At 52.6% G+C, this 23,423-nt stretch carries 23 protein-coding genes; 11 read left to right on the forward strand and 12 right to left on the reverse strand.

All coding sequences use genetic code 11. From position 1 onward, the window contains the following. Nucleotides 1-162 precede the first annotated feature (162 nt). From FJ147_05165 to FJ147_05200, 8 genes are all read right to left on the reverse strand, one after another. On the reverse strand, nt 163-1,068 hold the full coding sequence (locus FJ147_05165; GenBank protein MBM4255269.1) for an SMP-30/gluconolactonase/LRE family protein: 906 nt from the start codon (nt 1,066-1,068) through the stop codon (nt 163-165). Nucleotides 1,069-1,070: 2 nt separating this feature from the next. Beyond that, nucleotides 1,071-2,096 (reverse strand): LLM class flavin-dependent oxidoreductase, encoded by a 1,026-nt coding sequence (locus FJ147_05170; protein MBM4255270.1) that lies wholly within the window; start codon nt 2,094-2,096, stop codon nt 1,071-1,073. A 207-nt stretch (nt 2,097-2,303) separates the two neighbouring features. After that, complete coding sequence (locus FJ147_05175) at nt 2,304-2,741, reverse strand: hypothetical protein (GenBank protein ID MBM4255271.1); 438 nt, start codon at nt 2,739-2,741, stop codon at nt 2,304-2,306. Nucleotides 2,742-2,804: 63 nt separating this feature from the next. After that, complete coding sequence (locus FJ147_05180) at nt 2,805-3,590, reverse strand: hypothetical protein (GenBank protein ID MBM4255272.1); 786 nt, start codon at nt 3,588-3,590, stop codon at nt 2,805-2,807. Nucleotides 3,591-3,622: 32 nt separating this feature from the next. Continuing rightward, on the reverse strand, nt 3,623-3,916 hold the full coding sequence (locus FJ147_05185; GenBank protein ID MBM4255273.1) for a hypothetical protein: 294 nt from the start codon (nt 3,914-3,916) through the stop codon (nt 3,623-3,625). Next, complete coding sequence (locus FJ147_05190) at nt 3,913-4,245, reverse strand: DUF4258 domain-containing protein (protein ID MBM4255274.1); 333 nt, start codon at nt 4,243-4,245, stop codon at nt 3,913-3,915. Before FJ147_05190 ends, FJ147_05185 begins: the two co-directional genes overlap by 4 nt. Nucleotides 4,246-4,266: 21 nt before the next feature. Then, complete coding sequence (locus FJ147_05195; GenBank protein ID MBM4255275.1) at nt 4,267-7,824, reverse strand: hypothetical protein; 3,558 nt, start codon at nt 7,822-7,824, stop codon at nt 4,267-4,269. A 101-nt stretch (nt 7,825-7,925) separates the two neighbouring features. After that, nucleotides 7,926-8,780: an enoyl-CoA hydratase/isomerase family protein gene (locus tag FJ147_05200; protein MBM4255276.1), complete on the reverse strand. Its 855-nt coding sequence runs from the start codon at nt 8,778-8,780 to the stop codon at nt 7,926-7,928. 180 nt (nt 8,781-8,960) lie between these two features. Here FJ147_05200 and FJ147_05205 point away from each other — a divergent pair, with 180 nt between their 5' ends. The 6 genes from FJ147_05205 to FJ147_05230 all read left to right on the forward strand — a co-directional run bounded on the left by FJ147_05205 (nt 8,961) and on the right by FJ147_05230 (nt 13,633). Beyond that, nucleotides 8,961-9,758 carry an enoyl-CoA hydratase gene (locus FJ147_05205; protein ID MBM4255277.1) on the forward strand — a complete coding sequence of 266 codons (798 nt, stop codon included), beginning with the start codon at nt 8,961-8,963 and terminating at the stop codon, nt 9,756-9,758. A gap of 364 nt (nt 9,759-10,122) precedes the next feature. Next, nucleotides 10,123-10,737: an NIPSNAP family protein gene (locus tag FJ147_05210; GenBank protein MBM4255278.1), complete on the forward strand. Its 615-nt coding sequence runs from the start codon at nt 10,123-10,125 to the stop codon at nt 10,735-10,737. A 170-nt stretch (nt 10,738-10,907) separates the two neighbouring features. Then, a complete protein-coding gene (locus FJ147_05215; protein MBM4255279.1) occupies nt 10,908-11,837 on the forward strand; it encodes an LLM class flavin-dependent oxidoreductase in 930 nt (309 codons plus the stop codon). Between the two features lie 11 nt (nt 11,838-11,848). Further along, nucleotides 11,849-12,751, forward strand: a complete 903-nt coding sequence (locus FJ147_05220; GenBank protein MBM4255280.1) for a hypothetical protein — start codon at nt 11,849-11,851, stop codon at nt 12,749-12,751. A gap of 26 nt (nt 12,752-12,777) precedes the next feature. Then, the gene (locus tag FJ147_05225; protein ID MBM4255281.1) at nt 12,778-13,314 is read left to right on the forward strand and encodes a hypothetical protein; all 537 of its coding nucleotides are present in this window, start codon (nt 12,778-12,780) and stop codon (nt 13,312-13,314) included. A gap of 34 nt (nt 13,315-13,348) precedes the next feature. Further along, a complete protein-coding gene (locus FJ147_05230) occupies nt 13,349-13,633 on the forward strand; it encodes a hypothetical protein (GenBank protein ID MBM4255282.1) in 285 nt (94 codons plus the stop codon). Nucleotides 13,634-13,768: 135 nt separating this feature from the next. Here FJ147_05230 and FJ147_05235 read toward each other — a convergent pair whose 3' ends face one another. Together FJ147_05235 and pepP are read right to left on the reverse strand one after the other, a co-directional pair. Next, nucleotides 13,769-14,242, reverse strand: a complete 474-nt coding sequence (locus FJ147_05235) for a hypothetical protein (protein ID MBM4255283.1) — start codon at nt 14,240-14,242, stop codon at nt 13,769-13,771. Further along, nucleotides 14,239-15,597 (reverse strand): Xaa-Pro aminopeptidase, encoded by a 1,359-nt coding sequence (gene pepP / locus FJ147_05240; GenBank protein ID MBM4255284.1) that lies wholly within the window; start codon nt 15,595-15,597, stop codon nt 14,239-14,241. Before pepP ends, FJ147_05235 begins: the two co-directional genes overlap by 4 nt. Nucleotides 15,598-15,997: 400 nt before the next feature. On the opposite strand from pepP, the gene FJ147_05245 reads away from it, so the two are divergent. Further along, nucleotides 15,998-16,975, forward strand: coding sequence for a metallophosphoesterase (locus FJ147_05245; GenBank protein ID MBM4255285.1), 978 nt, complete (start codon nt 15,998-16,000; stop codon nt 16,973-16,975). A 152-nt stretch (nt 16,976-17,127) separates the two neighbouring features. Here FJ147_05245 and FJ147_05250 read toward each other — a convergent pair whose 3' ends face one another. After that, the gene (locus tag FJ147_05250) at nt 17,128-17,379 is read right to left on the reverse strand and encodes a hypothetical protein (GenBank protein MBM4255286.1); all 252 of its coding nucleotides are present in this window, start codon (nt 17,377-17,379) and stop codon (nt 17,128-17,130) included. Nucleotides 17,380-17,956: 577 nt separating this feature from the next. Here FJ147_05250 and FJ147_05255 point away from each other — a divergent pair. From FJ147_05255 to FJ147_05270, 4 genes are all read left to right on the forward strand, one after another. Continuing rightward, nucleotides 17,957-19,093, forward strand: a complete 1,137-nt coding sequence (locus FJ147_05255; GenBank protein MBM4255287.1) for an SPFH domain-containing protein — start codon at nt 17,957-17,959, stop codon at nt 19,091-19,093. Between the two features lie 13 nt (nt 19,094-19,106). Beyond that, nucleotides 19,107-20,156 (forward strand): prohibitin family protein, encoded by a 1,050-nt coding sequence (locus tag FJ147_05260; protein ID MBM4255288.1) that lies wholly within the window; start codon nt 19,107-19,109, stop codon nt 20,154-20,156. Between the two features lie 6 nt (nt 20,157-20,162). Beyond that, entirely contained in the window at nt 20,163-21,398 is a 1,236-nt protein-coding gene (locus FJ147_05265; GenBank protein ID MBM4255289.1) for a glutamate dehydrogenase, read from the forward strand. Nucleotides 21,399-21,527: 129 nt separating this feature from the next. Then, nucleotides 21,528-22,043, forward strand: coding sequence for a cyclic nucleotide-binding domain-containing protein (locus tag FJ147_05270; GenBank protein MBM4255290.1), 516 nt, complete (start codon nt 21,528-21,530; stop codon nt 22,041-22,043). Here FJ147_05270 and hslU read toward each other — a convergent pair. Next, entirely contained in the window at nt 22,040-23,377 is a 1,338-nt protein-coding gene (gene hslU, locus FJ147_05275; GenBank protein MBM4255291.1) for an ATP-dependent protease ATPase subunit HslU, read from the reverse strand. The genes FJ147_05270 and hslU overlap by 4 nt on opposite strands. Between the last annotated feature and the right edge of the window lie 46 nt (nt 23,378-23,423).

Below are 23,423 nucleotides of genomic sequence, written 5' to 3' on the forward strand. Positions count from 1 at the left end.
CTTGCAATATGTGGCGAGTTAAACGGATCATGAACGGACTGGATTTAGATAATACTCATATCCTAAACGGTGCCCGATCGACACCTTGTTGTCAAGCAGTTGAGTGAAGAGTAGAGCCGAAAGGTTTCATAGGACACGACACGGCGTGCCGTATGAAACATCTTATTGTCTATCCGGAAACAACACCAACCCTCGTCGAACCCATTCCTGTGTGACCAAGCGCCCTAAGCCGGACTCGGTGATGTAGAGCGTTGTAAAGGCGGGGCCACCAAAGGCCACGTTGGTGACAATCTTATCTTCAGATGGAATGACCCGGTCGAGTTTGCCATCAGGCGCGAATACGATTGTTCCGCCACTTAGGATACCTGCGACGAGCACATAGCCTGCTTCATCGAGGCAGAGACTGTCGGGGAATGATCCGGTTGGCAAAGTGCCGAACAGGCGTTGTTCACCGACTCGTCCGGGAGAGAGGATGGGAAATGCGATGACATTGCCGGCAAATGTCTGCGCAACGATGAGTGTCTTGCCATCGGGAGTTAAGCCAATGCCGTTGGGATGCTGCAGGTTAGTCGCAACACGATGGATATGTTTGCCGTCGGGAGACGCGTAGTAGACACTGCCTGGACGTTTGGTTGGGTTGCCGGGAGTTTCCCGCAAGTTGGGATTACGCTGAATAGGGTCGGTGAAGTAGAAGTTCTCGTCTGTGTCAAAGACGAGATCGTTCGGGGCACTCAACTGTTGCCCATCACAAGAAGTGTAAAGGCGCTGGATCATGCCGTTCTTGTCAATGCGTTCGATCCGCCCGCCCTCGTAGTCGAGTGCTGGACCGATCGGCATACCATTATTCCAGTTGAAGCCGCCATTGTTGGTCACATAGAGTGCGCCATCAGGACCAATGGCAGCACCGTTTGGTCCACCACCAGTGCGAGCGAATACTGACGACTTGCCATCTGAGGCAACTCGTCGTATCTGTCCAGCGCGAATCTCAGTGACGTATACGCTGCCATCTTTGTTCCATACTGGACCTTCGGGGAATTCCAAGCCCGTAGCAACAACGGTTGCGCTCATGGTTATTTTCCCCCACAGACTTCCGCGACCAATTCATACGAGCGGATCTTGGCGGCGAAGTCGTACACGATTGTGACGACAGTGATGTCGGTGGTCTGATAGGCGTCGGCGACGGCTTCGAGTTGGGCTCTGACTTGATCTGGGGTGCCGTCGATGTTGACGCGACTGAACTGTTCTAAATAGGCACGCTCTTCGGGAGTGTAGGGATAGGAGAGTGCTTCTTCGGGGCTTGGCACTCCACGGCGACGATTCCTGACGATGTTGAGTCGCACGAGATTGCGACTCGAAGCCAGCCGTTTTGCTTCTTCGGCAGTTTCCGCACACACAATGTGCACGGCGACATTCACTAACGGCTCGGAGAGAAACTGCGAGGGCTGGAAACGCTTACGGTATGCTTCGGCAATGCGCGGGCCGTTTTCCGTGCCTGCGCCAAAGAAGTGCGCGTAGCTAAACGGTAAGCCACGTTCGGCGGCCATGTAGGCAGAGTCGATTCCCGAGCCGAGGAGCCATACTTCTGGCGTGGTGCTAGTCGGTGTTGGTCCAGCCTGAATGCTAGCAAACGGGTGCGCTGGGTCATGCGAGTCGTGGAGATAGGCGATGACATCATCAATCTGTTCAGGAAAACGATTGATGTCTTTCGTCTGACTCGGATAGGAAAGTGCTGCTGCGGTGCGCGGATCGCTTCCAGGCGCGCGACCGATGCCGAGATCAATCCGTCCAGGATACAACGCATCAAGCATGCGAAAGACTTCGGCGACCTTGAACGCGCTGTAGTGCGATAACATGACTCCGCCACTACCGACACGAATCGTTTGGGTACGCGCGGCTATTTGTCCAACCATGATTTCTGGACTGGTACCAGCAAAGCCAGGAAGGCTGTGATGTTCAGCGACCCAGAAGCGTTTGTAACCAAACTTTTCAGTGGCTTCGGCTAGGGCGATAGTATCGCGCAAGGCTTCAGCCGCAGTGCTGCCTTGGCGAACAGGAGATTGATCGAGAACACTTAATGTGAAGTTTTTGTTTGACACTATAGACCTCGGAAGACAGTAGTCAGTTATCAGTCGTCAGTTGTCAGTGGAAAAAGAAGGTAGACCGGAATAAGCGAAGCGTTTCCGGCTGTACCTGCGCCGGGAACGGCCTGTGGCCCCTTGGACTGGGCTCAGGACAGGCTTATCCTGGCCTCCGTCAATTCTTCTCCATAATCCGCAATCCCCAATCGACAATCCGCAATCAACTTACCCCTTCGGCAACCCCAGCACGCGCTCGCCCATAATGTTGTGCTGAATCTCACTGGTGCCACCAGCGATGGTGTACTGGCGTGCACTGAGCGCACGGTTGAGCCAACGTGGTGCGTCAGGAACGACCTCGCTAGGATTCTCTAGCAACGCATAACTGCCGAGCATTTCCGTAGCGAAGTTGGCGATGCGTACACCGAGTTCAGATCCACATAGCTTGAGCATAGATCCCTCTGGCCCCGGTGGTTGTCCTCTGAGCTGACGGGTTAAGTTGCGTTGCGCGGTATATTTGAGTGCTTCACTCTCAATGGCAAACTGTGCGAGCTTCTGTCGTACCCAGCTCTGCTCCCACAGGAGTTGTCCGTCAATACGCACCTGTTTCGCTAACGCCGCTAACCGTTGGACTTGTGCACTGTAACTCCCGTTGTCGAGTCTCATGACATCGCGTACTCATTTTTGTGCAAAAATCCAAGAAATTCGACGAATTCTTAGTGCGCGATGTTATGAGACCTGACACCCGTTGCCAGCGAAGCTGCGTTCGAACATCAATGTTGTGATTGCGACCTTCCATCCTCCATTCTTAGGGCCGAGTAAGTTTTCGCGCGGTGCCCGTACGTCCTCAAAGAATACTTCGTTGAAATGCCGGTGCCCATTCATCAGCACCAACGGACGTACGGTAACGCCAGGGGTTTTCATATCGAGTAAGAAGTAGCTGATACCTTGGTGTTTCGGTGCATCTGCGTCGGTGCGCGCTAACAGCACCATGTACTGAGCAAACTGTGCTCCGGAAGTCCAGACTTTTTGGCCGTTGATGAGGAAAAAGTCTCCCATATCGACTGCACGGGTTTGTAATCCGGCAAGATCAGAGCCTGCATTGGGTTCTGAGTAACCTTGGCACCAGATATCGTCGGCGTTGAGAATGCGTGGCAAGAAGTAACGCTTTTGTTCTTCAGTACCCCATTGCATGATGGTCGGTCCGGCTAAGCTGACACCCATGTAGCCAGGCAGTACCGGCGCACGTACTTGGCTGTACTCATCGTTAAAAATGATCTGCTCCATCAGCGTCGCCCCGCGTCCACCGTACTGCTGCGGCCAGGATAGACCTACCCAACCAGCGGCGTTGAGTTTCTTCTGCCAGGTGACCCGCCGCTCAAACGTCTCGCGATCGCCAGATACGCGTTCATCCATCGCGTCGTCGACACACAGGTCAGGCGTAATGTTGGCTTCCAACCAGCGTCGTACTTCTTTACGAAACGCTTCCTGTTCGGGGGTGTATTCAAAGTCCATAGAGTGCTCCTACTTGATGATAGCGGGCAACATTACGCTGCCTTCTTCTTTTTTCCTGCTTCTTCGAAATCGATATAAACCTTCGCGGCAGGTAAGGCTGGCGTCGCATCTCGTATTCCATGAAAGGGGCGCAACAAGACCTCGACGCGCTGCGCTGTTTCCTCTTCCACAAATGACTGTCCACAGATAGGGCACACACTCGCGGGGATACGACTAATGATTACTTCGACCTTGCTGCCCCGACGGGTAAAGGCCTGACTCACCCGCGCCAGCTGAGGGCGTCCGGGGCAGTCTCCTGTACAGTGTGTGCGAGTAATTTTTTTCATACTTTCTTTCGTCGTCCTTTCCTCCGTCGTTTCCAGTCGGGCGGTTCCCAATGGAGCGTATCAGGAATATAGGTAGTGATGACTGTCGCGACCACTTCGCCAGGAACATACTCCACCACAACGTGATAGGGAATGCGCTCTGGCACTGTGAATGCGAGCAATAAGACGCGAGTTCCATAGTCTTCGACAACGTCTCCAGTCAATACCGCAGTACGAAGCTCGGCAACAGTAAGTCCATCCTTGAAAGCTTCGGTGAGCGCGTGAGGAAGCGCAAACTCAATGCGGACCCGACCCGCAGCCATCTGTTGACGAAGGCGACGAACGTTCATCGCTGTTTCTTGTCGATCATTTTAGGCATGGAGTAGCTCCAACAATGCCTTCGCCTCTTGTAAATCCCTCGTATCAAACCCTTCGGTGAACCAATTGTAAATCTCGGATAACATGTGGTGAGATTCAGCCCTTTTACCCTGCGCCTGCCACAACCGTGCGAGGCTCATCGCGGCACGGAGTTCCCAGGATTTGGCTTCCTGCTTTTGCGCGATCGCAATGGCTGTGAGGAAGCATTCTTCCGCCTCTCGCTCTATCTCAGTTGAGGCTTGGGGCTTGGGATTTGGGACTTGTGAGGAGGAGGACCCAGCCCCTAGTCCCCAGTCCCTAGTTCCTAGTTGCAGCGTTAGCTCGCCTTTAATCCGATGTAGCTCCGCTTCGTAGACTCGTTCACCGGTTTTATCTATGAGTGCTAGTGCCTCAGCCAGGATAGTCAGCCCTTCCTCTTGCTGTCCTCTTTTTCCGTATGCATAGGCTAGGAGGGAGAGAACCCAGGGCCGCGCGACTTCTGTCCGTGTCGCCTGCCAGGTCTCTAGTCCTTGGCGCATCATGGCGACCGCTTCCTCTTCCTGTCCCTGCTCGACGAGTGCCCAGCCCCGCAGGATCGTTCCGTGCATCAAGTGGTAGGTAAACCCGTGTTCGCTTGAGAGCGTGATGGCTGCGGCGGCTTGCTTCTGCACTGCTAGTGTGTTGCGACGAAACAGGTGGACTTCTGCCGCGTAGGTGCAGGAATGGGCGAGACTAAAAGGGTGGGCAATCTCTTGGGCCAAGCTGAGTCCAGCCTGACTCATGTGCAGAGCTTGGTCTGGATAGCCTCGCAACCATAAGGCCAAGGCGGCAAAGTCGCGGCTGGCCACCCCAGGATCTTCCCCTCCACACAACAGCGTTAGGGTACGATGATGTTGCGGATCGTAGAGGCGGATACTCTGTTCGAGGTGGACTTGGGCTCGACTCAGTTCTCCCATGCAAAAGAACGTCTGCCCCAGGAGATCGTGCGCTTCAACCAGAAAAGCTGGGTCTCGTGTGTTCTGAGCAAGCGAGAGGATCAGTTCCCCGAGATCGCAAGCTCTCTGATATTCTGCGCGGACAATACGAAATTGACAGAGGCCTCCCAGCACCGGAAAGAGTTGGGTTGTGTCCTCAGTTTGCTGACACAACTCGCGCGCGCGCATATAGGTCTGCCCCACCTCTGGGGCTGCGTATCCTTTGGTGGCGATTAACGCCTCTCCCAAGCTGAGTTGTAACGCGAGTTCCTGCCGATCGCGCTTCGGGGTATCTGGCAGCGTTTCGAGAAACTCCAACGCCACGATCAGATCATTGACGGCTTCCACGTATGCCGAACGTTGTACGGCTTGTCGCCCAGCGAGCCCAAGATAGGTCACGGCCTTCTCAGTGTTGCCACTGCGTTGATAATGGTGCGCTAACTCGTCGTAATGCTCTTCTAACCGCTCCTGGTAGAGTTGCTCAATCGCTTGTCCACTCTGTTCATGTAGCGCCTTGCGTTGGTCGATGAGCACGGAGTTATAGGCCACTTCCTGGGTGAGGGCATGCTTAAAGATGTATTCCACTTCTGGGAACGCTGGCTGTTCGTAGAGAAACTCTTTGTGTTGGAGCGAAGAGAGCAGACGATAGAGTGCCTCTTCTGACTGGGCAATGACCTGGCGGACTAATCCTAGCGGAAACTGACGGCCAATAACCGAGAGCTGCTGCAGCAGCGCTTTCTCTTCGGGCGTGAGGCGATCGATACGAGCAGCGAGGATAGCTTGCACAGTGGAAGGAAGATGGAGATCGAGACGAGAGGGTATAGTGGCAGCAGGTTTGAAACCTGTCCCAACAGCATCGCGAACCAACACTCCCTGTTCGACGAATTCCTGTACGATTTCTTCCATGAAGAACGGCGCACCTTCGGCTTTCTCTAAGATCAGTTGCTTCAGGTCGTAAAGGGGCGACCGACCTGTCTCGCTCGGAGATTCACCGAGCAACTCGTTCAGGAATTCTTCGGCTTCGACTCTACCAAAGGGTGCCAAGCGCAGCCGCGAGTAATAAGTCTTCTGTCCCCATTCATGCCGATATTCGGGACGATAGTTTACGAGTAACAGCACCTTGACCGACGCCAGTCCTTCACTCAATGTGTCTAAGAAGCCTTGCGTCTCATTGTCGATCCAGTGGAGGTCTTCAAAAATCAAGATCAGTGGTCGGTTGAGGCTCTCGCGTAGGAACAGCTTCTTGAGGGCTTCAAAGGTGCGTCTCCGCCGAATCTGAGAGTCCATCTGTTGCAACGGTAAGGGGTACTCTTCAATGCTCAGCAGGGCAAACAGGTATGGCAACGTGTCTTCTAAGCCACGATCTAAGTTGAGCACTTTGCCGGTGACTTTTTCGCGGCGGCTGCGTTCATCGTCGTGCGGTTCAAGACGAAAGTAGTTCTTGAGCAGTTCAATAACAGGCAGATATGGCGACGCTTTCCCGTGCGAGACCGAAGACGTTTCCAATATCAGGCCACTTGAATGGCTGAGGAGTTTGAATTCATAAAAGAGTCGTGACTTCCCTAAGCCAGGTTCTCCCATGACGCCGACGATCTGTCCCTGGCCTGCTGTGGCTTGGACAAGAGCGTGTTGTAACTGCGCCAGTTCATTCTGCCGTCCGACAAAACGTGTGAGGCCACGACGGGTGGCCGAGACTTGCAGTCGGGTTCGGGCCGGTCCGACTCCAAGAACTTCATATAGATGTAACGGTTCTTCGAGGCCTTTAATCTGCGTCTGCCCCAGGGCTTTGAAAGAAAAATATCCATCTGTGAGTTTCTGCGTGTGCGCTGTCACAAGGATCGAGCCCGGTGTTGCCAGTTGTTCCATGCGGGCAGCGAGGTTGGTGGAATGGCCGATAGGGACGTAATCAGCATGCAGGTCATCTTTCCGAATCGAGCGGACGACGACCTCACCGGTGTTGATGCCGACGCGCATCGCCAACGGGACCCCGTGTTTAAGCCGGGTTTGGTCACCATAGCGGCGCATGGTTTCTTGCATGCGCAAAGCGGCATAGACGGCGCGCTGGGGGTGATCTTCTTGAGCAATAGGTGCACCGAATAAGGCGAAGATGCCATCGCCTAGCGCTTGGGCGACATAGCCATCATATTGGTGCACAGCCTCCATCATCACTTGCAGTGCGGGATCAATAATCGCTCGCGCTTCTTCGGGATCCAATCCTTCAATCAATGCCGTCGAACCTTTGAGATCGGCAAACAGCGCGGTAATCGTCTTGCGCTCGCCGTCGGTGATTTCTGCTGCACGAATGCGCTCGGCGAGATGCGGGGGCGTGTAGGAGGCTGGGGGCTGGGGGTTAGGGGTTAGGGGTTGGAGAGAGCTTGGAACTTGAGAGTGAGAACTTGACACAAGCGCAGCCCCGACCCACACGAGTCCTCGACCGGACTCCTCCTTCACGCGTAGATCAGAAAAGAGCAATTCGTCTTTCAGGTCTGCCAACGCTTCATCATCAAGATCAAACTCCCGCTTGAGCGCACGATACGTTATCTTTCCTGTGCGTTGCAGCAGCGTCCGGGCTTGGTCCACTACGTCCGAAAATTTCATGCACCGTCTCTATTAATCTTGCACTACCCAGTGATAAAAAGCCCAGCTTCTTTACCCAGTTACTTGTTTTTACCCAACCCCTAGTCCCTAACCCCCAACCCCTATTTTTTCTCCAGCCATTGATTAAACCGCGGCACACGCTTTTGTTGAAAGGCTTTCATCCCTTCGGTGGCATCAGGATGATGGTCGGTTACAGCGGTTTTCGAGGCAATCTCATCTAGTGACTGTGACCAAGTCATCTCGGCCGCGTTGTAGATCGAACGCTTGAGCATGCGCATGGCGACTTGTGGGCCATTGGCCAGTTCTTGGGCGAGCTCCATCGTGCGTGGCAGTAACTCTTTGGCTGGAACGACTTCATGTAACAATCCCAGCGCGTGCGCTTCAGCAGCAGGCACGATACGTTTGCGCATGAGGAAATCCATCGTCTTGGCGACGCCCATAAGCTGCACTAAGAGATATTGTCCACCTTCATCAGGTAAAAGGCCAAATCGTAAGGTCGCACTGCCCATACGTGCTTCTTCGGAGGCGATGCGAAAATCACAGGCCAGCGCCAGCGAGAATCCTGTCTGAATCGCCACTCCGTTAATGGCAGCGATAGTGATCTTATCGAGATTACGGACTGCCTGGTTCACCGGTTGCGAGAGCGAACGCAGCCCATTGTAGGTGCCGGTGGCGTTGTGGTGTCCGGGCGGAATATCGGGGACGAGAGCCGTATTGTGGTCGGTGTTGGTCGGATGCCCAGAGATGTCATCTCCAGCAGAAAACGCGCGGCCAGAGCCGGTGAATACAACCACGCGTATCGCATCGTCCATTTGCGCTTGCAGTAGTGTTTCGACTAAGTCACGTTTCAGATGATGCGTCATGCCATTCAGGCGCTCTGGTTGATTAAACGTGACGACCGCAATTCCTGGATCGTGCACTTTGACTTCAAAGCCGCGGAACTCTCCTGTTTGCATGCAATCTTCCTCCGAGCCTTTTCCTTTATCTCTGAAACACGCTAGAGTGCAACCGGTCACGAGCCTACCCGAATAGCGGTGGGTAACATGTCATGTTGAGCGTAGCGAAACATCCCTCTTCAACATTAGGAGGAAAGATTCTTCGCTTCACTCAGAATGACAACGCCGAAGGGAGTACCTATGGACGAACTGAAAGTTGAAGTGAGAAACCGCGTTGGGATTCTCACGTTGAACCGCCCGGATAAGCTGAACGCATTAACTCGAACGATGGGTGACTCTGCGGTCGTCACTCTGAAAGAGTGGGCTGAGAGTCCAGATGTTGGTGCGGTGATTGTGACCGGTGCAGGGCGTGGCTTCTGCGCTGGCGGTGATGTTTCCGCAATGGATCGTGGTACAGAGATGGGCGTCAAAGGCGCGACGCTTGAACAGAAGGTCGATTCTCTGCGTGAGCGACAATCCTGGCCGTGGTTGTTGTATTCGATTCCTAAGGTGACGATTGCCGTAGTCAATGGACCAGCCGCTGGCGCAGGGCTTGGCCTCGCGATGTCGTGTGACTTACGTATCGCTTCAGACCAAGCACGGTTTGGTACTGCGTACGCACGCGTCGGCTATGGTGGTGACTACGGTGCAACGTGGCAATTGACACGCTTAGTCGGGCAAGCCAAGGCGAAAGAGTTGTTCTTCTTACCGGATATGATCACTGCAACCGAAGCGCAGCAATTGAATCTCGTCAATCGTGTCTTTCCGCACGAGAAATTATGGGAGGAAGCGATAGTGATTGCTGAGCGTATCGCCTCTGGACCACTGATGAGCTATCGCTACATGAAGGCGAATATCAACGCGTCGATGAATGTTGATTTCCGTACGATGTTGGACCGTGAAGCTGAGACCCACGTGCGTTGTGGAGAGACAGAAGATCACAGAGAGGGTGTTCGAGCGTTTATGGAGAAACGGCAGCCAGTTTTTCGTGGCCGTTAGCGAAACGGTGTAACAGCGGGGAGGTGTGGCATGGAAGTCGTGCAAGAGGAAAGGCAGGCAGAGACAGAGGCAGAGAGGGAGAGAAAAAGAGATAGAGAAATGGGTTTGTTCTGCCCACTTTGCAATGTATTTGCTGGTCGACGTATTCGTAACAAGTTGTATTGTGGAAACTGTGGGTTCGTTGAGTCGTGACACGACTGTCGTTAGTCTTCCGGGAGAAGACGAAACAGTAATGAGTAATGAGTAACGAGTGATGAGTAACGAACTAGAATACAAGAGAGGGGGCAGGAGGCAGAGAGCTTCATCCCGCCCTCTGTACTCGTTACCTAACACGTAACACGTAACACGTAACACGGAGGTCCTTATGATCTACGAAGTACGCACCTATAGACTGAAACCGGGATCAATTCCTGAAGTCGAAAAACGCTTTGCCGAGGTCTTGCCGCATCGAGAAAAGTATTCGAAGCTCGGCGCGTTGTGGCACACAGAGTTAGGTCCGCTCAATCAGATTGTGCATGTATGGCCATACGAATCGCTCGATCAGCGCATGGAACTGCGCGGACAGGCGATGAAAGATCCCAATTGGCCACCGAAAATCGGTGAGTTTATTGAGGAGATGGAATCCGAGATTTTCCTGCCGACCGCATTCATGGAGCCGCTTGGCAACCGCAAGCTCGGCCCGATCTACGAAATGCGTTCCTATATCTATAAGGCAGGCGCAATGCCAGAAGTGTTAAAACGGTGGGAGAAGTCGATTGGCGACCGCACCAAACTTTCGCCGCTGGCTGCCTGTTGGCACAGTGAGCTAGGTGAACTCAACAAGTTCGTGCATCTGTGGGCATATCCGAGTTTTGGCGAGCGCGATCGCATTCGCGCTGAGTCGATGAAACTGCCATCGTGGCCACCGCCGACCGCGGAGTTTCTGGTAAAGATGAGTAACAAGATTCTGCTTCCAGCGACGTGTTCGCCGATGCAATAGGGGGCTAGGGGCTTGGGATTTGGGGCTTGAAGAAGAAGGTTCTCGTTTCTGGTCCAAAGTAGGATAGGTCGATGATTTGTTTCTTTGTCTTACCAGTCCCAAGCCCCTAGTCTCTAGCCCCAAAGGGAAAGGCAGTACGTCTTGGGCCACAGCAGAAAGAGGAGGTAGCAATGAGCGGCGTCAAAATCGGTATTGGTTTCGGTCAATGGAAATACGGGTTGCCTGAACCCGAACTGATCTGTCGGAGTGCAGAACAGGCCGAGGCAGTTGGTCTCGATTCGCTTTGGTTGTCTGATCACATTGTGACACGTAACCCGACGCTTGATATCACCTGCCTCTTTGCCATGATCGCTGCACGTACGAAACGCGTGAAAATGGGACCGAGTGTGCTAACCCTGCCAGCGCGTAATCCCGTGCAGGTAGCGAAGACTTATGCAACGCTTGATTATCTGTCGAATGGCCGTATGGTGATGGCAGTTGGGTCAGGCAGCGATCTTCGTGATCTGGAAGCCTGTGGGGTTCCCACGCAAGATCGCGGAAAACGTTTAGATGAGGGGATCGAGATCCTTCGCAAATTGTGGACTGAACAGAATGTGACCCATCACGGCAAGTTTTATCAGTTTGAGAACGTCAACATTGAACCCAAGCCGCGTAAAGGCTCGCTCGATATTTGGATCGGTGGCAAAAGCGACGCCATCCTCAAACGCGTCGTGCGACTTGGTGATGGCTGGTTCCCGGCTTTGACGACACCCGCAGAATTCAAAGCCGATATGGATAAGCTTATCGCCTTTGGTGAAGAGGCTGGTCGTAAAGTCAATCCGCGCGAAGCTGGCGTGTTGTTACTGACTCATATCGACGAAAACCGTGAGCGGGCATGGCAAAAAGTTGCCCCGTTCCTTCGTGGCTTAAATATGGAGCCTGAGGCGGTGGCCGAACGCTGCATCGTCGGCCCCGCGCAAGAATGTGTGGAAAAACTGCATCGCTTTGTTGAAGCTGGATGTGTGAAGTTCGTGCTGCGACCCTCCTGTCCACAAGAAGATATTCTTCCGCAGATCGAACTCTATGGGAAATCCATTCTTCCCCACTTTTCCGCAAACTAGACACTGAAAAGTTGGAACGAGAAACTAAAAGCGACGTTACCGTGCTTGGCCACGGCTCACTCATGAGTGGGCGTGGCCTCGCGTTTTCAGGTGCACTGCAAGTGAAAGACGCTTGTATCGTTGCACTGAGACACTGTCGGCGCGGCTTTGCGAAGCTGTCGCGCTATGGTGATCGGTTTGCTACTGACATTGAAACGCAGCAATTTCCACTGGCAGGTTGGCGGGTACCTCTAACGATCCCACCAAACGGTGAAGTCGAAACGTTGGCACTGACTGTTGCTCTTGAAGATTTCTTACGACTGGTGAAACGAGAAGGATACCGTCCCGAAGCGATGCAACAATTAGCCGAGATAGCAGCAACGCGACAACGGTCAGTAGCGGAGTGGTTGTGGGAATTACAAGCCGACGCTGGGCACGACCCAGTGCTGTATCGTCGCAAGCTCTTTGCGCTCACCAATTACACATCCCCACATTACATTCCTCATCCGGTTCGTCTTGCTAACGGAAGGTATGGACTCATCTTTCTTGCCCCAGGAAGTGAAGGGACGGGTTCTGCCGATGTTATTTCCATCCGACAACAGACCGGTATGCAAGGAGTGATGAATCTTCTTCAGACCTGGAAGAAAAAGCCGAACGATGATCAGTTGTCCTACTTTTTGTCGTGCTTGCTGGGTGGCGTGCATGGAGTCAACGTGCGGGATCTGCTTGTGGCCGTAGATGAAGAGCCGTCTCTAGCGTTACTACTGCGCGAACGTTTAGCTGTGGAGATACTGGAAGAATGTGAACGATTTGTTGCAGTGACAAATTTATCTCAGATAGAATACCAACAGCTGTTTGGAGATCCCGAGGAACGATTCACACGTAGTGGACTTCACGCTTTTCTGGAGTCTGGGGTGACAGAAGAGCAGGACTAAAACTTGAGAGGTGTCGGGCGATAGCTATGGCAGATAAAGAGTCTCACTCGTCTCACCAAGGGGGAGCTATGGCATTTTTCTCGGTTGCGATTGGCCAGGAGCATTTGCGCTTTACGGCAGCTCATTTTATCGCATTTCGTGGTTTTCGCGAACCTTTACATGGACATACATATCAAGCGCGAGTGACGGTGAGTGGTCCAGTTGGCCCCGATGGATACGTTGTGGACTTTCTCGCGCTCAAGAAGATCGCAGAAGAGGAGGTCGCACGACTGCATTTTCGTACGTTGCTTCCACAACAAAGCGACTGCCTTGTCATCGAAGAAAGCGCTGCGCAGGTTGCTGTCCATTGTGAAGATGGGGCCTATTTCGTCTTCCCTCGTGGTGATGTGTACTTTCTGCCGGTCGTGCACTCTTCTTCGGAAGAAATTGCCCAGTATTTGCTTGCTCGTATACGAGAGCGACTCCGGGACGTGCGAGGTTCCAGCATTCAAACGATTGAGGTTATGATCGAAGACATCCCCGGACAGGAAGCGGTGTGTCGGGAAGATTTCTTCGTTCGCTAACATGAAGTGAGAAGATTGAGAGAAGGGGGAGGAGATGCGGAGGGCGTGGTGGATGGTCGGGGTGCTGACGATAGTCCTGCTCAGCGGGTGCGAGGCTTCATTACCGGAACCTGAATCTCCAGCTGCGCAACTTTATCGGCAACGGTGCTCAGCATGCCACCGACTCTATTCTCCCCAACTGCTCACTGCCGAGATGTGGGGGTATATGATTCCCAGGATGGAGCAGGAAATGCTCCGTGGTCGGGTACCGCCGCTCAAGGCAGAAGAGAAACAGACAATCTTGGAGTATTTGCAGAAACATGCGAATAAGCCTTCATAAGGCTGAAAGGAAGAACACGGCTCTAGGCTTTAGAATTTGGGCTCTAGAGAAAAAGGATCGTTAGGCCCTGAGACACACATAAAAATCCTCACTCTTTCCTTTCTAGAGCCGAGAGCCCAAAGCTCAGATCCCTTTTCATTCTTTCCCCCGTTGTAGATCATAGCGATCATACACTGGAGGTAATTCAAGCGTACCGCCAGCGAGCTTTTGTAAGCGAATAAGATGGGTGGTGAATGCACTTCGGCACGGTGTGTTGTCCAAACATTCGATGAACGGCGTTGGATTGTCTTTCATTGCGCGTTGCATAGTTTGCAACACTAACTGTGCGTCGGTTTGCCCAAGGTCATTCCGTGGCGCTGGCGGAGGAGCTGGAGGGGGAGAGGCTGCTGCCGTTTGTGTCGAACTCGCAGACGTCGGTGTAGCTGAGGGGGAGCCGCTGCTTTGCGGTGGAGTGTTGGGAGACTCTGGATATACCAACGAGTTTTTACTGCCAGGAATCATGGTACCCACACCAGCAAGAACTTCCTGCTGTTGTTGCACTGTACAGCCGCCACTTACCAGAAGAACAACACCTAGTATCCCACCACTCCAACGGTAGCTCCTTTTCATTGTGCTCCCTTTCGCAAGGCTTCGAGATCGCTGACTTCTTTTGGGATGTCCTTCGTCAAGATGTCATGGTCGGAGGTGGTTACCAGGATGTCATCTTCAATACGGACGCCAATCCCACGATAACGGTCGTCAATTCCTTCGGCATCTTCGGCAATGTAGATTCCTGGCTCAACAGTGAGAACCATTCCTGGCTGAAGAATGCGAGAATCTTCGCCAATCTTATACTTGCCAACATCATGCACGTCCATGCCAAGCCAGTGACTGGTGCGATGCATATAGAACTTGCGGTGGTCGCCTTTTTCAATGATCTCCTTGGTGTCACCACTCAAAAGGCCAAACTTCCGTAACCCATCGACTAAAATTTCCGTTGCCCGTGCGTGCACGTCGTCAAACTTCACTCCTGGTTTGATCATGGCAATCGCTTCTTTCTGAGCAGTCAGGACAAGGTCGTAGATGTCACGTTGTGGAGCAGTGAACTGCCTGCCGACTGGAAAGGTACGAGTGACGTCTGAGCAGTAATTGGCATACTCAGCCGCAGCATCAATCAATAACAGCTCTCCATCCCGCATCTGCTTTTCGTTGGTGATGTAGTGCAAAATCGTAGCATTCGCTCCTGAAGCAACGATTGACGAGTAGGCAGGACCAACTGCGCCTAAGCGGCGGAATTGAAACTCTAGGAGCGCTTCGATTTCATATTCGTACATTCCAGGGCGAGTCTGCGTAAGGGCAGCGTGGTGAGCAGAAGTAGAGACCGATACTGCTTGTTGCATCAGTGTCAATTCACTTGGCGATTTGAACAGCCGCATTTCATGGAGAATGGTTCCTGGGTCAATCACTGAAACAGGACCACGGCCACTGCGCTGACGCTGCATACGGCTTTGATTCATCAACGTGACAATCTTGTCATTGAGCTGATCGTCACGCCCAAAGGCATAATACACATTCTCGGCTTGCAGCAGGTGTTGCGGCAAGATCTCGTCAATCTTATCGATCGTATAGGCTGCGTCGACGCCAAAGTGCTCTTTCGCGCCTTCGACCCCAAAGCGTTTCCCCGTCCAGGTCTCTTTCTCTTGATCGCGCGGACGAACGAAGAGGATGAAGCGCTCGGTTTCGTGTTGCGGAGAGAGTAAACACAGAGCTTCGGGCTCAGGGAAGCCAGTCAGATAAAAGAAATCATTATCCTGACGATAACGGTACTCGGTATCATGGGACCGAATAGAGGAGAGGGCTGCTGGAAAAATTGCCACACTTAATGGGCTCATCTGTTTAACAACCGTGTCACGACGGGCGGCGTATGATTCAGGGGCAACAGCAACTGAGACGAGCCGTGATATTTCTCCAGTAACGATAGCCATGAGCGCGCTCCTTACAATTTTTCAGCTTACGCAGATAGACCGTTACCATATGGTACGGCAGCGTACCTTGCCAGAGGGAGACACCAGAAGAGCAAGGAAAGATGACACAAAGAAAAAAGAAGCGTGGATTGGTGCAATATGTTATACCAGCTTTCGAAAGATAGGAGCGTTTGTGTGTCACCCTGAGCGGAGCGAAGGGTCTCTCAGAGAGATTCTTCGCCGCTCCGCGGCTCAGAATGATATGGCGCTCAGATTCGGAAACGCTATCATCAAAAAAGATTCGCTATTACGTACTCGAAGCGGGTTCCCCTGTTCTTGTTGATCGCTACCCAGCCAGAAAGCAAAGAATCCTCCTCCGCGACCGATCTAGACTTGAGAGCCTACGCAAAAAATACCACTCATGAAAAACACCGCACAGCAACACAGATATAATGCCTTGACAGAGCCACTTCGGATCGTGAATGTGCCACCGGCGTCACCGCTACGTTCTCGTATTCATGAAATTTCTGCTGCCGCTGCCCGATCCCCTCTTGTCCATCGAATGCTCTCAGCTCTCTTGCTTGTCGGACTTCCAGGAGTTGGCGCTTATGCACAATTTGTTGAGCCAACCTGGCTTCGAGTGAAACGACTGCCGGTGCCGTTGCCAACCCTGCCTCTTGGACTCGATGGTTTCCGGATCGTTCATCTCAGCGACTTACACGTGGGATCTGAAGTGCCCATGTGGTTTTTTCGGAAGGTGGTCTCGACCGTGCAGCAGCTTGCTCCGGATATGATTGTTCTCACCGGCGATTTCGTTCATAGCCGACCAGAGGAGGCTGCGGAACTTCCCCACATTTTGCAAAACTTGCACGCTCCACATGGAGTGTTCGCCGTTCTGGGTAACCACGATTACGCGGTGAATTATCCCGGAGATGCCGGTGTTCCTGGAGTCGAGGAGGTTGTCATTGCTGCTCTGGAGCGCGCAGGTATTACGGTCCTGCGGAATGACGAAGTCGAAATCGTCGCTGGTCGGAGTCGTTTGGGGATATATGGGGTCGATGAGTTGTGGAGTGGAGATGCGTCGGTTTCGTTACTACACGAAGATTCCGTAAGAACTCCCCGGATCGTTTTATGTCACAACCCAGATGCTGTGCAGTTTTTTCCCGAGCCGAATACTGACCTGGTGTTGTGCGGACATACGCACGGCGGGCAAGTGCGGATTCCACCGTTTCGTCCACTGCTGACAATGACGACTGATCGACGCTACTGGGGAGGACTCACGGCGCGCGGCAATGGGTGGGTCTTTGTCAGTCGAGGGATTGGCTATACCTGGCGGGTGCGCTTAGGGGCGCGACCAGAGTGCGTTGAGCTTACACTCCGAAGAGCAGAGAAGCACTAACGGACGCGAGACGAAAAGCGTGTCGATAGAAATGCAGGCTGAATACCTGCTGCCTGGAACCTTAACCGAGGGAGGGGCTATGGCCAGGTGGGTGAAAGGAGGAGGAACATCCACCTGGTCATAGCCAGGGAAACACGTTGTTATTCTTGAGTTTACGCTGCTAATGCTGGCTGAGGTGGGCTTGGCGGAAGCTTCGGTCGTGCCCAGGTGGGGAAGACATCCAAGGGCGATGCCCAGGAGACCTTCACTCGTGACGCGTTGCTAGGAAGCCGTACCTTACCACTATTGATAAGATGCGCCACTGTTGCTACGACTTCGTCGTCTTTCTCAGTGCATTGGCTGACGCTTTGAATAAGATCAAAAAGGGTAACTTGTTTCTGTGTCTTGGTCTGTGTCTGTTTCATGTTGAACGCCTCCACAATTGCTAAAGATACGAAGCAATTGTGATGCCAAAATTGGCGTCAATAACGAATCTTTCGTAACTATTTGATTATTAAGGAAAATGATCGATTTGTGAAAACTGAGGCCTGCACGAAGCTGTCAAGTTTCGATAACAATTGTCAGCTTTGCCGTTAAAATTTTAACGATCTGTCATAAAAAATAAGAATCGAGGCAAAACGGCACAGAGAAGAAGCTTTTTGTGATATTTTTCTGACACGGCTGGAAAATGGAGAACCGCAGAGCACCAGTATCTGACGGTTGAGAGAGGCTTTAGGCCTGCGACAGCGACCCCCAGCCGGACAGAAGTAGACAACATGCTCTCGCTGGAGTTGCTAGCCGAGCTTCGAGTCGCGCCTGGCAGGACTCGGAGTGACGCCCCAAGACACGTTGTCGTGCTGATGGGAGTGGGGGTAATGGCTATTTTCACTGTGACTGTGGGGAGGTGTCAGAGATTCGTCACTGCACGTTATCTTTATTTTCAAGACACTTGTCTTTTTGTGATAAGATAAGCGCTCGTTTGCTTGAGAAAGGGGGATTGCTATGGCTCGACGGGGCTCTTCTGATGACGACTCGGATCGCGTCATTGATCTAGAACAATTCCGCAACCAACTGGGGCGGGACTCTGCAGTAGGGCAGTTCCTGCAAGGTGGACTTTTCCGCAAGATCCTCGGCCCATTTCTTGCCGTCATGATTGGCCTGAAAATTCTCGGGTTCTTGTGTTTTACCTACGTCGGACCGAATGAATATGGGATCAAGGTCGTTCGCATTCCAATTATTCCAGGACTGATCAAGAAGGGCGTGCACGAGAAAGTCTACGACAGTGGCTTTCATTTGGTGATCAAGCCGTTCGGTTGTGAGGCGATGTATCTCTTTCCGAAAGACCTGCGTGTCTTCGATTTAACAGGAGCCCGCGAGGAAGCGGCCCGAGAGGCGAGTGTCACCCAAGCCGCACGTATTCAAACCTCTGATGGGTTCTTTGTCGATGTTGACGCCAGTATCCTCTACAAAATTATCGACCCTTACAGAGTATTTACCAAGCTCGGTCCAGGCCTGGCGTTTGAAACAGGTGGTATCGTACCAAAGGCGGAGCCTGTCTTGAAACAAACTTTTGGTGAGCTGGCGACCGAAGAATTCTATAACAGCCCGTTACGAGTTGCCAAGGCAGAGTTAGCGAAAGGCATGCTCAATAGAGAGTTAGCCGATTACGGACTCCAGGTCGAACATGTGCTGGTTCGCTATTTTCGTTACACAAAAGAAATCCAGAAAAATATCGAAGAGAGAAAGCTCAAAGATCAATTGGTGTTCAAGAACCAAGCCGAAGGGCGTGCTGCCACTGAAGCCGCAAACTTGAAAAAGGTGACCCAAGAAGGACAAGCGACTGTAGATATTAAACTACAAGAAGGACGCGCGTACATTACGGCGAAAGAAGCTGAACGCGACCTTTACGTGCGCAAGAAAAAGGCTGAAGCTGACTTGCTAGTGCAGATTGCAGAAGCGAAAAAAACACAACTCCGTAATGACGCCCTTCAGGGGGCAGGGTCCGACCGTATGGTCGGCCTCAAGATGGCGGAAGTCTATAAAGGGTTGGATGTCGTGATACTGCCGAGTGATGGTGCGAATGGTGTGAACCCATTGAACCTCGACCAGACGCTCAAGCTGCTTGAAGTGAAGAAATGAGAGGAGCCAGACCATGAATACCCTCAGCAAAATTCTCGTCGTCTTTGTTGTGCTCCTCTCGCTGATTGTTTTCTTTCCCTATCCCCATACAACGGGCCCGACCGAAGTCGGAGTCCGTACGATCAAATGGCACCCCGTCTACAAACGTGGGGTTATGGAAGAGCCACGTGAACCTGGAGGAACGTACTTCTTTTCCCCCATCCTCAATGACTGGCATACCTTCGATACGCGACTACAGAACATTGAGATGACAATGTCTGGGAGCCGGGGTGACCGTGCCCGTCGAGATGATCTGCTGTTCAAGACGATCGATGGCAACGACATTAGTTTGGATGCGATTATTTCTTATCGTATCGATCCGCAGAAGGCGCCACATATCTTGCAGTTTGTCGCTGGCAGCGATGCTGAATTAAAGGATAACGTGATTCGTACTGTGGCGCGAAGTCGGACACGGGACATCTTTGGTGAGTTAACCACCGAACAATTCTATGTTGCTGAAAAACGCAACGAAAAGAGTGAGCAGGTGAAAGCGATGCTCAACGAAATCCTGCAACCCTATGGAGTGATTGTTGAGCGCATATCTACTAAGGATTATCGCTTTAACGAAGCCTATCAGGATGCGGTTGAAGCCCGGGAGGTTGCTGACCAAGTCGCTGAGCAGAATAAGTCTGCCGCCAAAGCCGCTGAGGAAGAATACCTAAAGAAGTTGGAAGAAGCGAAGGGCGAAGTAAACAAGATGGTGGCTGAAGCAGATGGTCGCTTCCGCCAGGCGCAGATCGAAGCTGATGCCTATTATCAACAACAACAACGGATCGCTGAAGCGATCGAAGCAGAAGGGATTGCCCAGGCGAAAGGTATCACGGAAATGAATAAAGCCTTGGCTGGCAGTGGTGGTGAGGTGATGGTAAAGCTGAAGATCGCGGAAGCCCTGGCTGGGAAAAAGATTCTTCTCCTGCCTTTGTCGGGGGCGGGGATGGACATTAAGACCACCAACATGAATAAACTGTTGGAGACATACGGACTACAACGCATTGTCCAGGAGAGTCAAGATGAGAAGGAATGAAGACCTATGAGCCAGCTGGCAATGGTCAATGAAAACATCCGCCGCGCTGCGAAAATACTAGATCTCGGCGAACGGATTGAACAACTGTTGCTCAATCCGAATCGTGAGGTCAAGGTTGAGATCGCGATCGAACTCGACAACGGCCAGGTGGCGACATTCTCTGGATATCGCATTCAACACAACGATGCGCGCGGACCAATGAAGGGTGGGCTGCGCTATCATCCGACTGTCGACGCTGAGGATGTGACTGCACTTGCGTCTCTGATGACGTGGAAGACCGCAGTCGTGAACATCCCCTATGGTGGAGCGAAAGGCGGAATTAACTGTGATCCAGCAAAGCTGACTCAACGTGAGCTCGAACGGGTAACACGAAAATTTATCGCCAACATTCGCGAGATTATTGGTCCTAACGTCGATATTCCCGCACCGGATGTGAATACGAACGCGCAAACGATGGCGTGGGTGATGGATGAATACTCGCGCTTCTACGGATTCTCGCCAGCTGTTGTCACAGGGAAACCGATCGATTTGCATGGATCAGTGGGGCGTGAGGAAGCGACCGGACGAGGGGTCGCGTTTGTTACGGCTGATCTCATGGCAGAGCTTGGACGTCCGCTGCAAGGTGCACGGGTTGTTATTCAGGGATTTGGCAATGTGGGGTCGTTTGCTGCGCTTCTTCTTCATCAGGCTGGGGCTAAAGTGATTGCGGTGAGTGATGTCTCTGGCGGTTTGCGGCGTACTGAAGGACTACCGATTCCAGCGTTGTTTGATTACGCCAAATCGAACAAGGGAAGTATTACGGGATTTCCGGGAGCAGAAGCGATCAGTGGAGATGCAGTATTTACCACCCCTTGTGATGTCTTCATACCAGCAGCACTCGGTGGGGTTCTGACGGCCGACCGTGCAGCCGCACTTCCCGCTGGTGTCGTTATTGAGGCGGCGAATGCGCCTACCACACCGGAAGGGGATGCCATTCTTGCTCGTCGCCAGATTCCAGTGGTGCCAGACATCCTTGCCAATGCCGGTGGTGTGACTGTGTCCTATTTTGAATGGGTGCAAAATATCCAACAGTTTCACTGGGATATTGAACGTATCAACGGTGAACTGCGCTCGTTGATGACCAGAGCCTATCAAGATGTGAGTCAACTCGCGAAGAATCACAACGTGCCACAACGAACTGCTGCCTATGTATTAGCCTTAGGACGCGTAGCCAAGGCGACGGTCATGCGTGGCATTCAGTAGCGAGCCCGTCGGCACGCTCAGGGCAACAGTAAAAATTTCGCACGCAGCTCGACTGTCGTTCGCGCTGAGTCCTGAGCCAGGGCGAAGGATCGAAGCCTGAACGGTATCAATGGAGGGGAGACAAGGGTCATGGACTTTCAGGGACTACAACAATTTCCGCTTCTTCAGGATTTTACCAACGCTGAGTTGCGCGACCTATTGGCGACGGCCAGAGAACAAGAGCTTGCCGCCGGAGCCTTCATTTGTCGAGAAGGCGAACCTGGAGGCGCACTCTATTTTGTCGTGCGTGGCCAAGTAGAAGTGAGCAAGAAAGACAAAGAGGGCACTCCCCGTGTCATTACTCTGCTCGGTGATGGCACGCTCCTTGGTGAACTGTCGTGGATTACCGGAGCTTCATACACTGCGACTGTCCAAGCGAAACAAGACACTGCTGTGATTCGGCTTGATGGTAGAGCCTTGACTCTGCAAGTTCAGCAAAACTCGACAGGGGCGTACAAGTTTACCACCGCGCTCCTCAAGCTCTTGGCGGGGCGCCTCCTTCGTACCAACGAGCAAGTCCTCGACTCGCAATCTCAACTCGATACACAGAAGAAAGGCGAGATCGAACGTTTGCGTGAACGAATTCTCCGAGATTGGAGCTTCTAGAGAATATAGCGCGCGAGATCTTCATCTTTGACAATCGCGTCAAGTTTGTCTTTCACATACTGTGCGTCGATTGTCACTTTCCGTCCGCCGAGTTCCGGACCGTCAAAAGAAAGCTCTTCCAGTAAGCGTTCGACAACGGTATGTAGCCGTCGGGCGCCGATATTTTCCGTCCGCTCGTTGACGGTGGCAGCGATCCGCGCAATTTCTTCCGCCGCTTCTGGCAGAAACGCCAGCTTCACCTTTTCTGTTGCCAAGAGGGCTTCATATTGGGCAAGCAACGCATTCTTGGGTTCCTTGAGGATGCGGACAAAATCCTCTTGCGTGAGTGGTGACAACTCAACACGAATGGGAAAACGTCCCTGAAACTCGGGAATCAGATCCGATGGTTTGGCAATGTGAAAGGCTCCGGAAGCAATAAACAGAATGTGATCTGTTCGTATCATCCCATATTTGGTGTTGACCGTGGACCCTTCTACTAGCGGCAAGAGGTCGCGTTGCACCCCTTGTCGAGATACATCTGGACCGTGTGCCCCATCACGGCTCGCGATCTTGTCAATCTCGTCGATAAACACAATCCCACTCTGTTCAACCCGACCTACTGCCTCACGGACAACCGCATCGGCATCGACGAGTTTATCGGCTTCTTCTTGGGTGAGAATCTCTAGCGCCTCGGGCACTTTCATGCGCTGCTTTTTGCTCTTCTTCGGCATCATGTTGGAGAACATCTCTTTTAGGTGTTGCTCCATTTCTTCCATGCCTTGTGGCGCCATCACTTCAACGAATGGTGCTGCAGGTCGTGTGATTTCGATTTCGACTTCTCGATCATCGAGTTTGCCAGCATTGAGCATGCGGCGCATCTTCTCTCGTGTCCCTTGGCCAGTGGCGAGTTCACTCTCAGCACTGAACCCAGTTCGCGTGGTGGGCGGGAGCAGTAAATCGAGTAACCGTTCTTCGGCGAGGTCCCTCGCCTTGACTTGGATCCGCTCCTTCGCTTCCTGCCGCACCATGTTGACCGAGAGTTCGGTGAGGTCACGAATCATCGACTCGACATCGCGACCAACGTAACCAACCTCAGTAAATTTAGAGGCTTCCACTTTGATAAACGGGGCCTGGGCGAGACGAGCCAGGCGCCGAGCAATCTCTGTTTTTCCAACGCCGGTTGGACCAATCATCAGAATGTTTTTCGGAACGATGTCGTCACGCAGATCTTCAGGAACTTGTTGACGCCGCCAGCGATTGCGGAGGGCAATGGCAACGGCACGTTTGGCTTTCTGCTGGCCAATAATGTAGCGGTCGAGTTCGGAGACGATCTCTCTTGGCGTCATCACATGCAAGCGCGTTTCTTCAGTCAGGACAAGTTCCCGTTCTGCAGTGTTGGGC

It is taken from the genome of Deltaproteobacteria bacterium (genome assembly GCA_016874775.1).
In the GTDB taxonomy this organism is placed as follows: domain Bacteria; phylum Desulfobacterota; class Binatia; order Bin18; family Bin18; genus VGTJ01.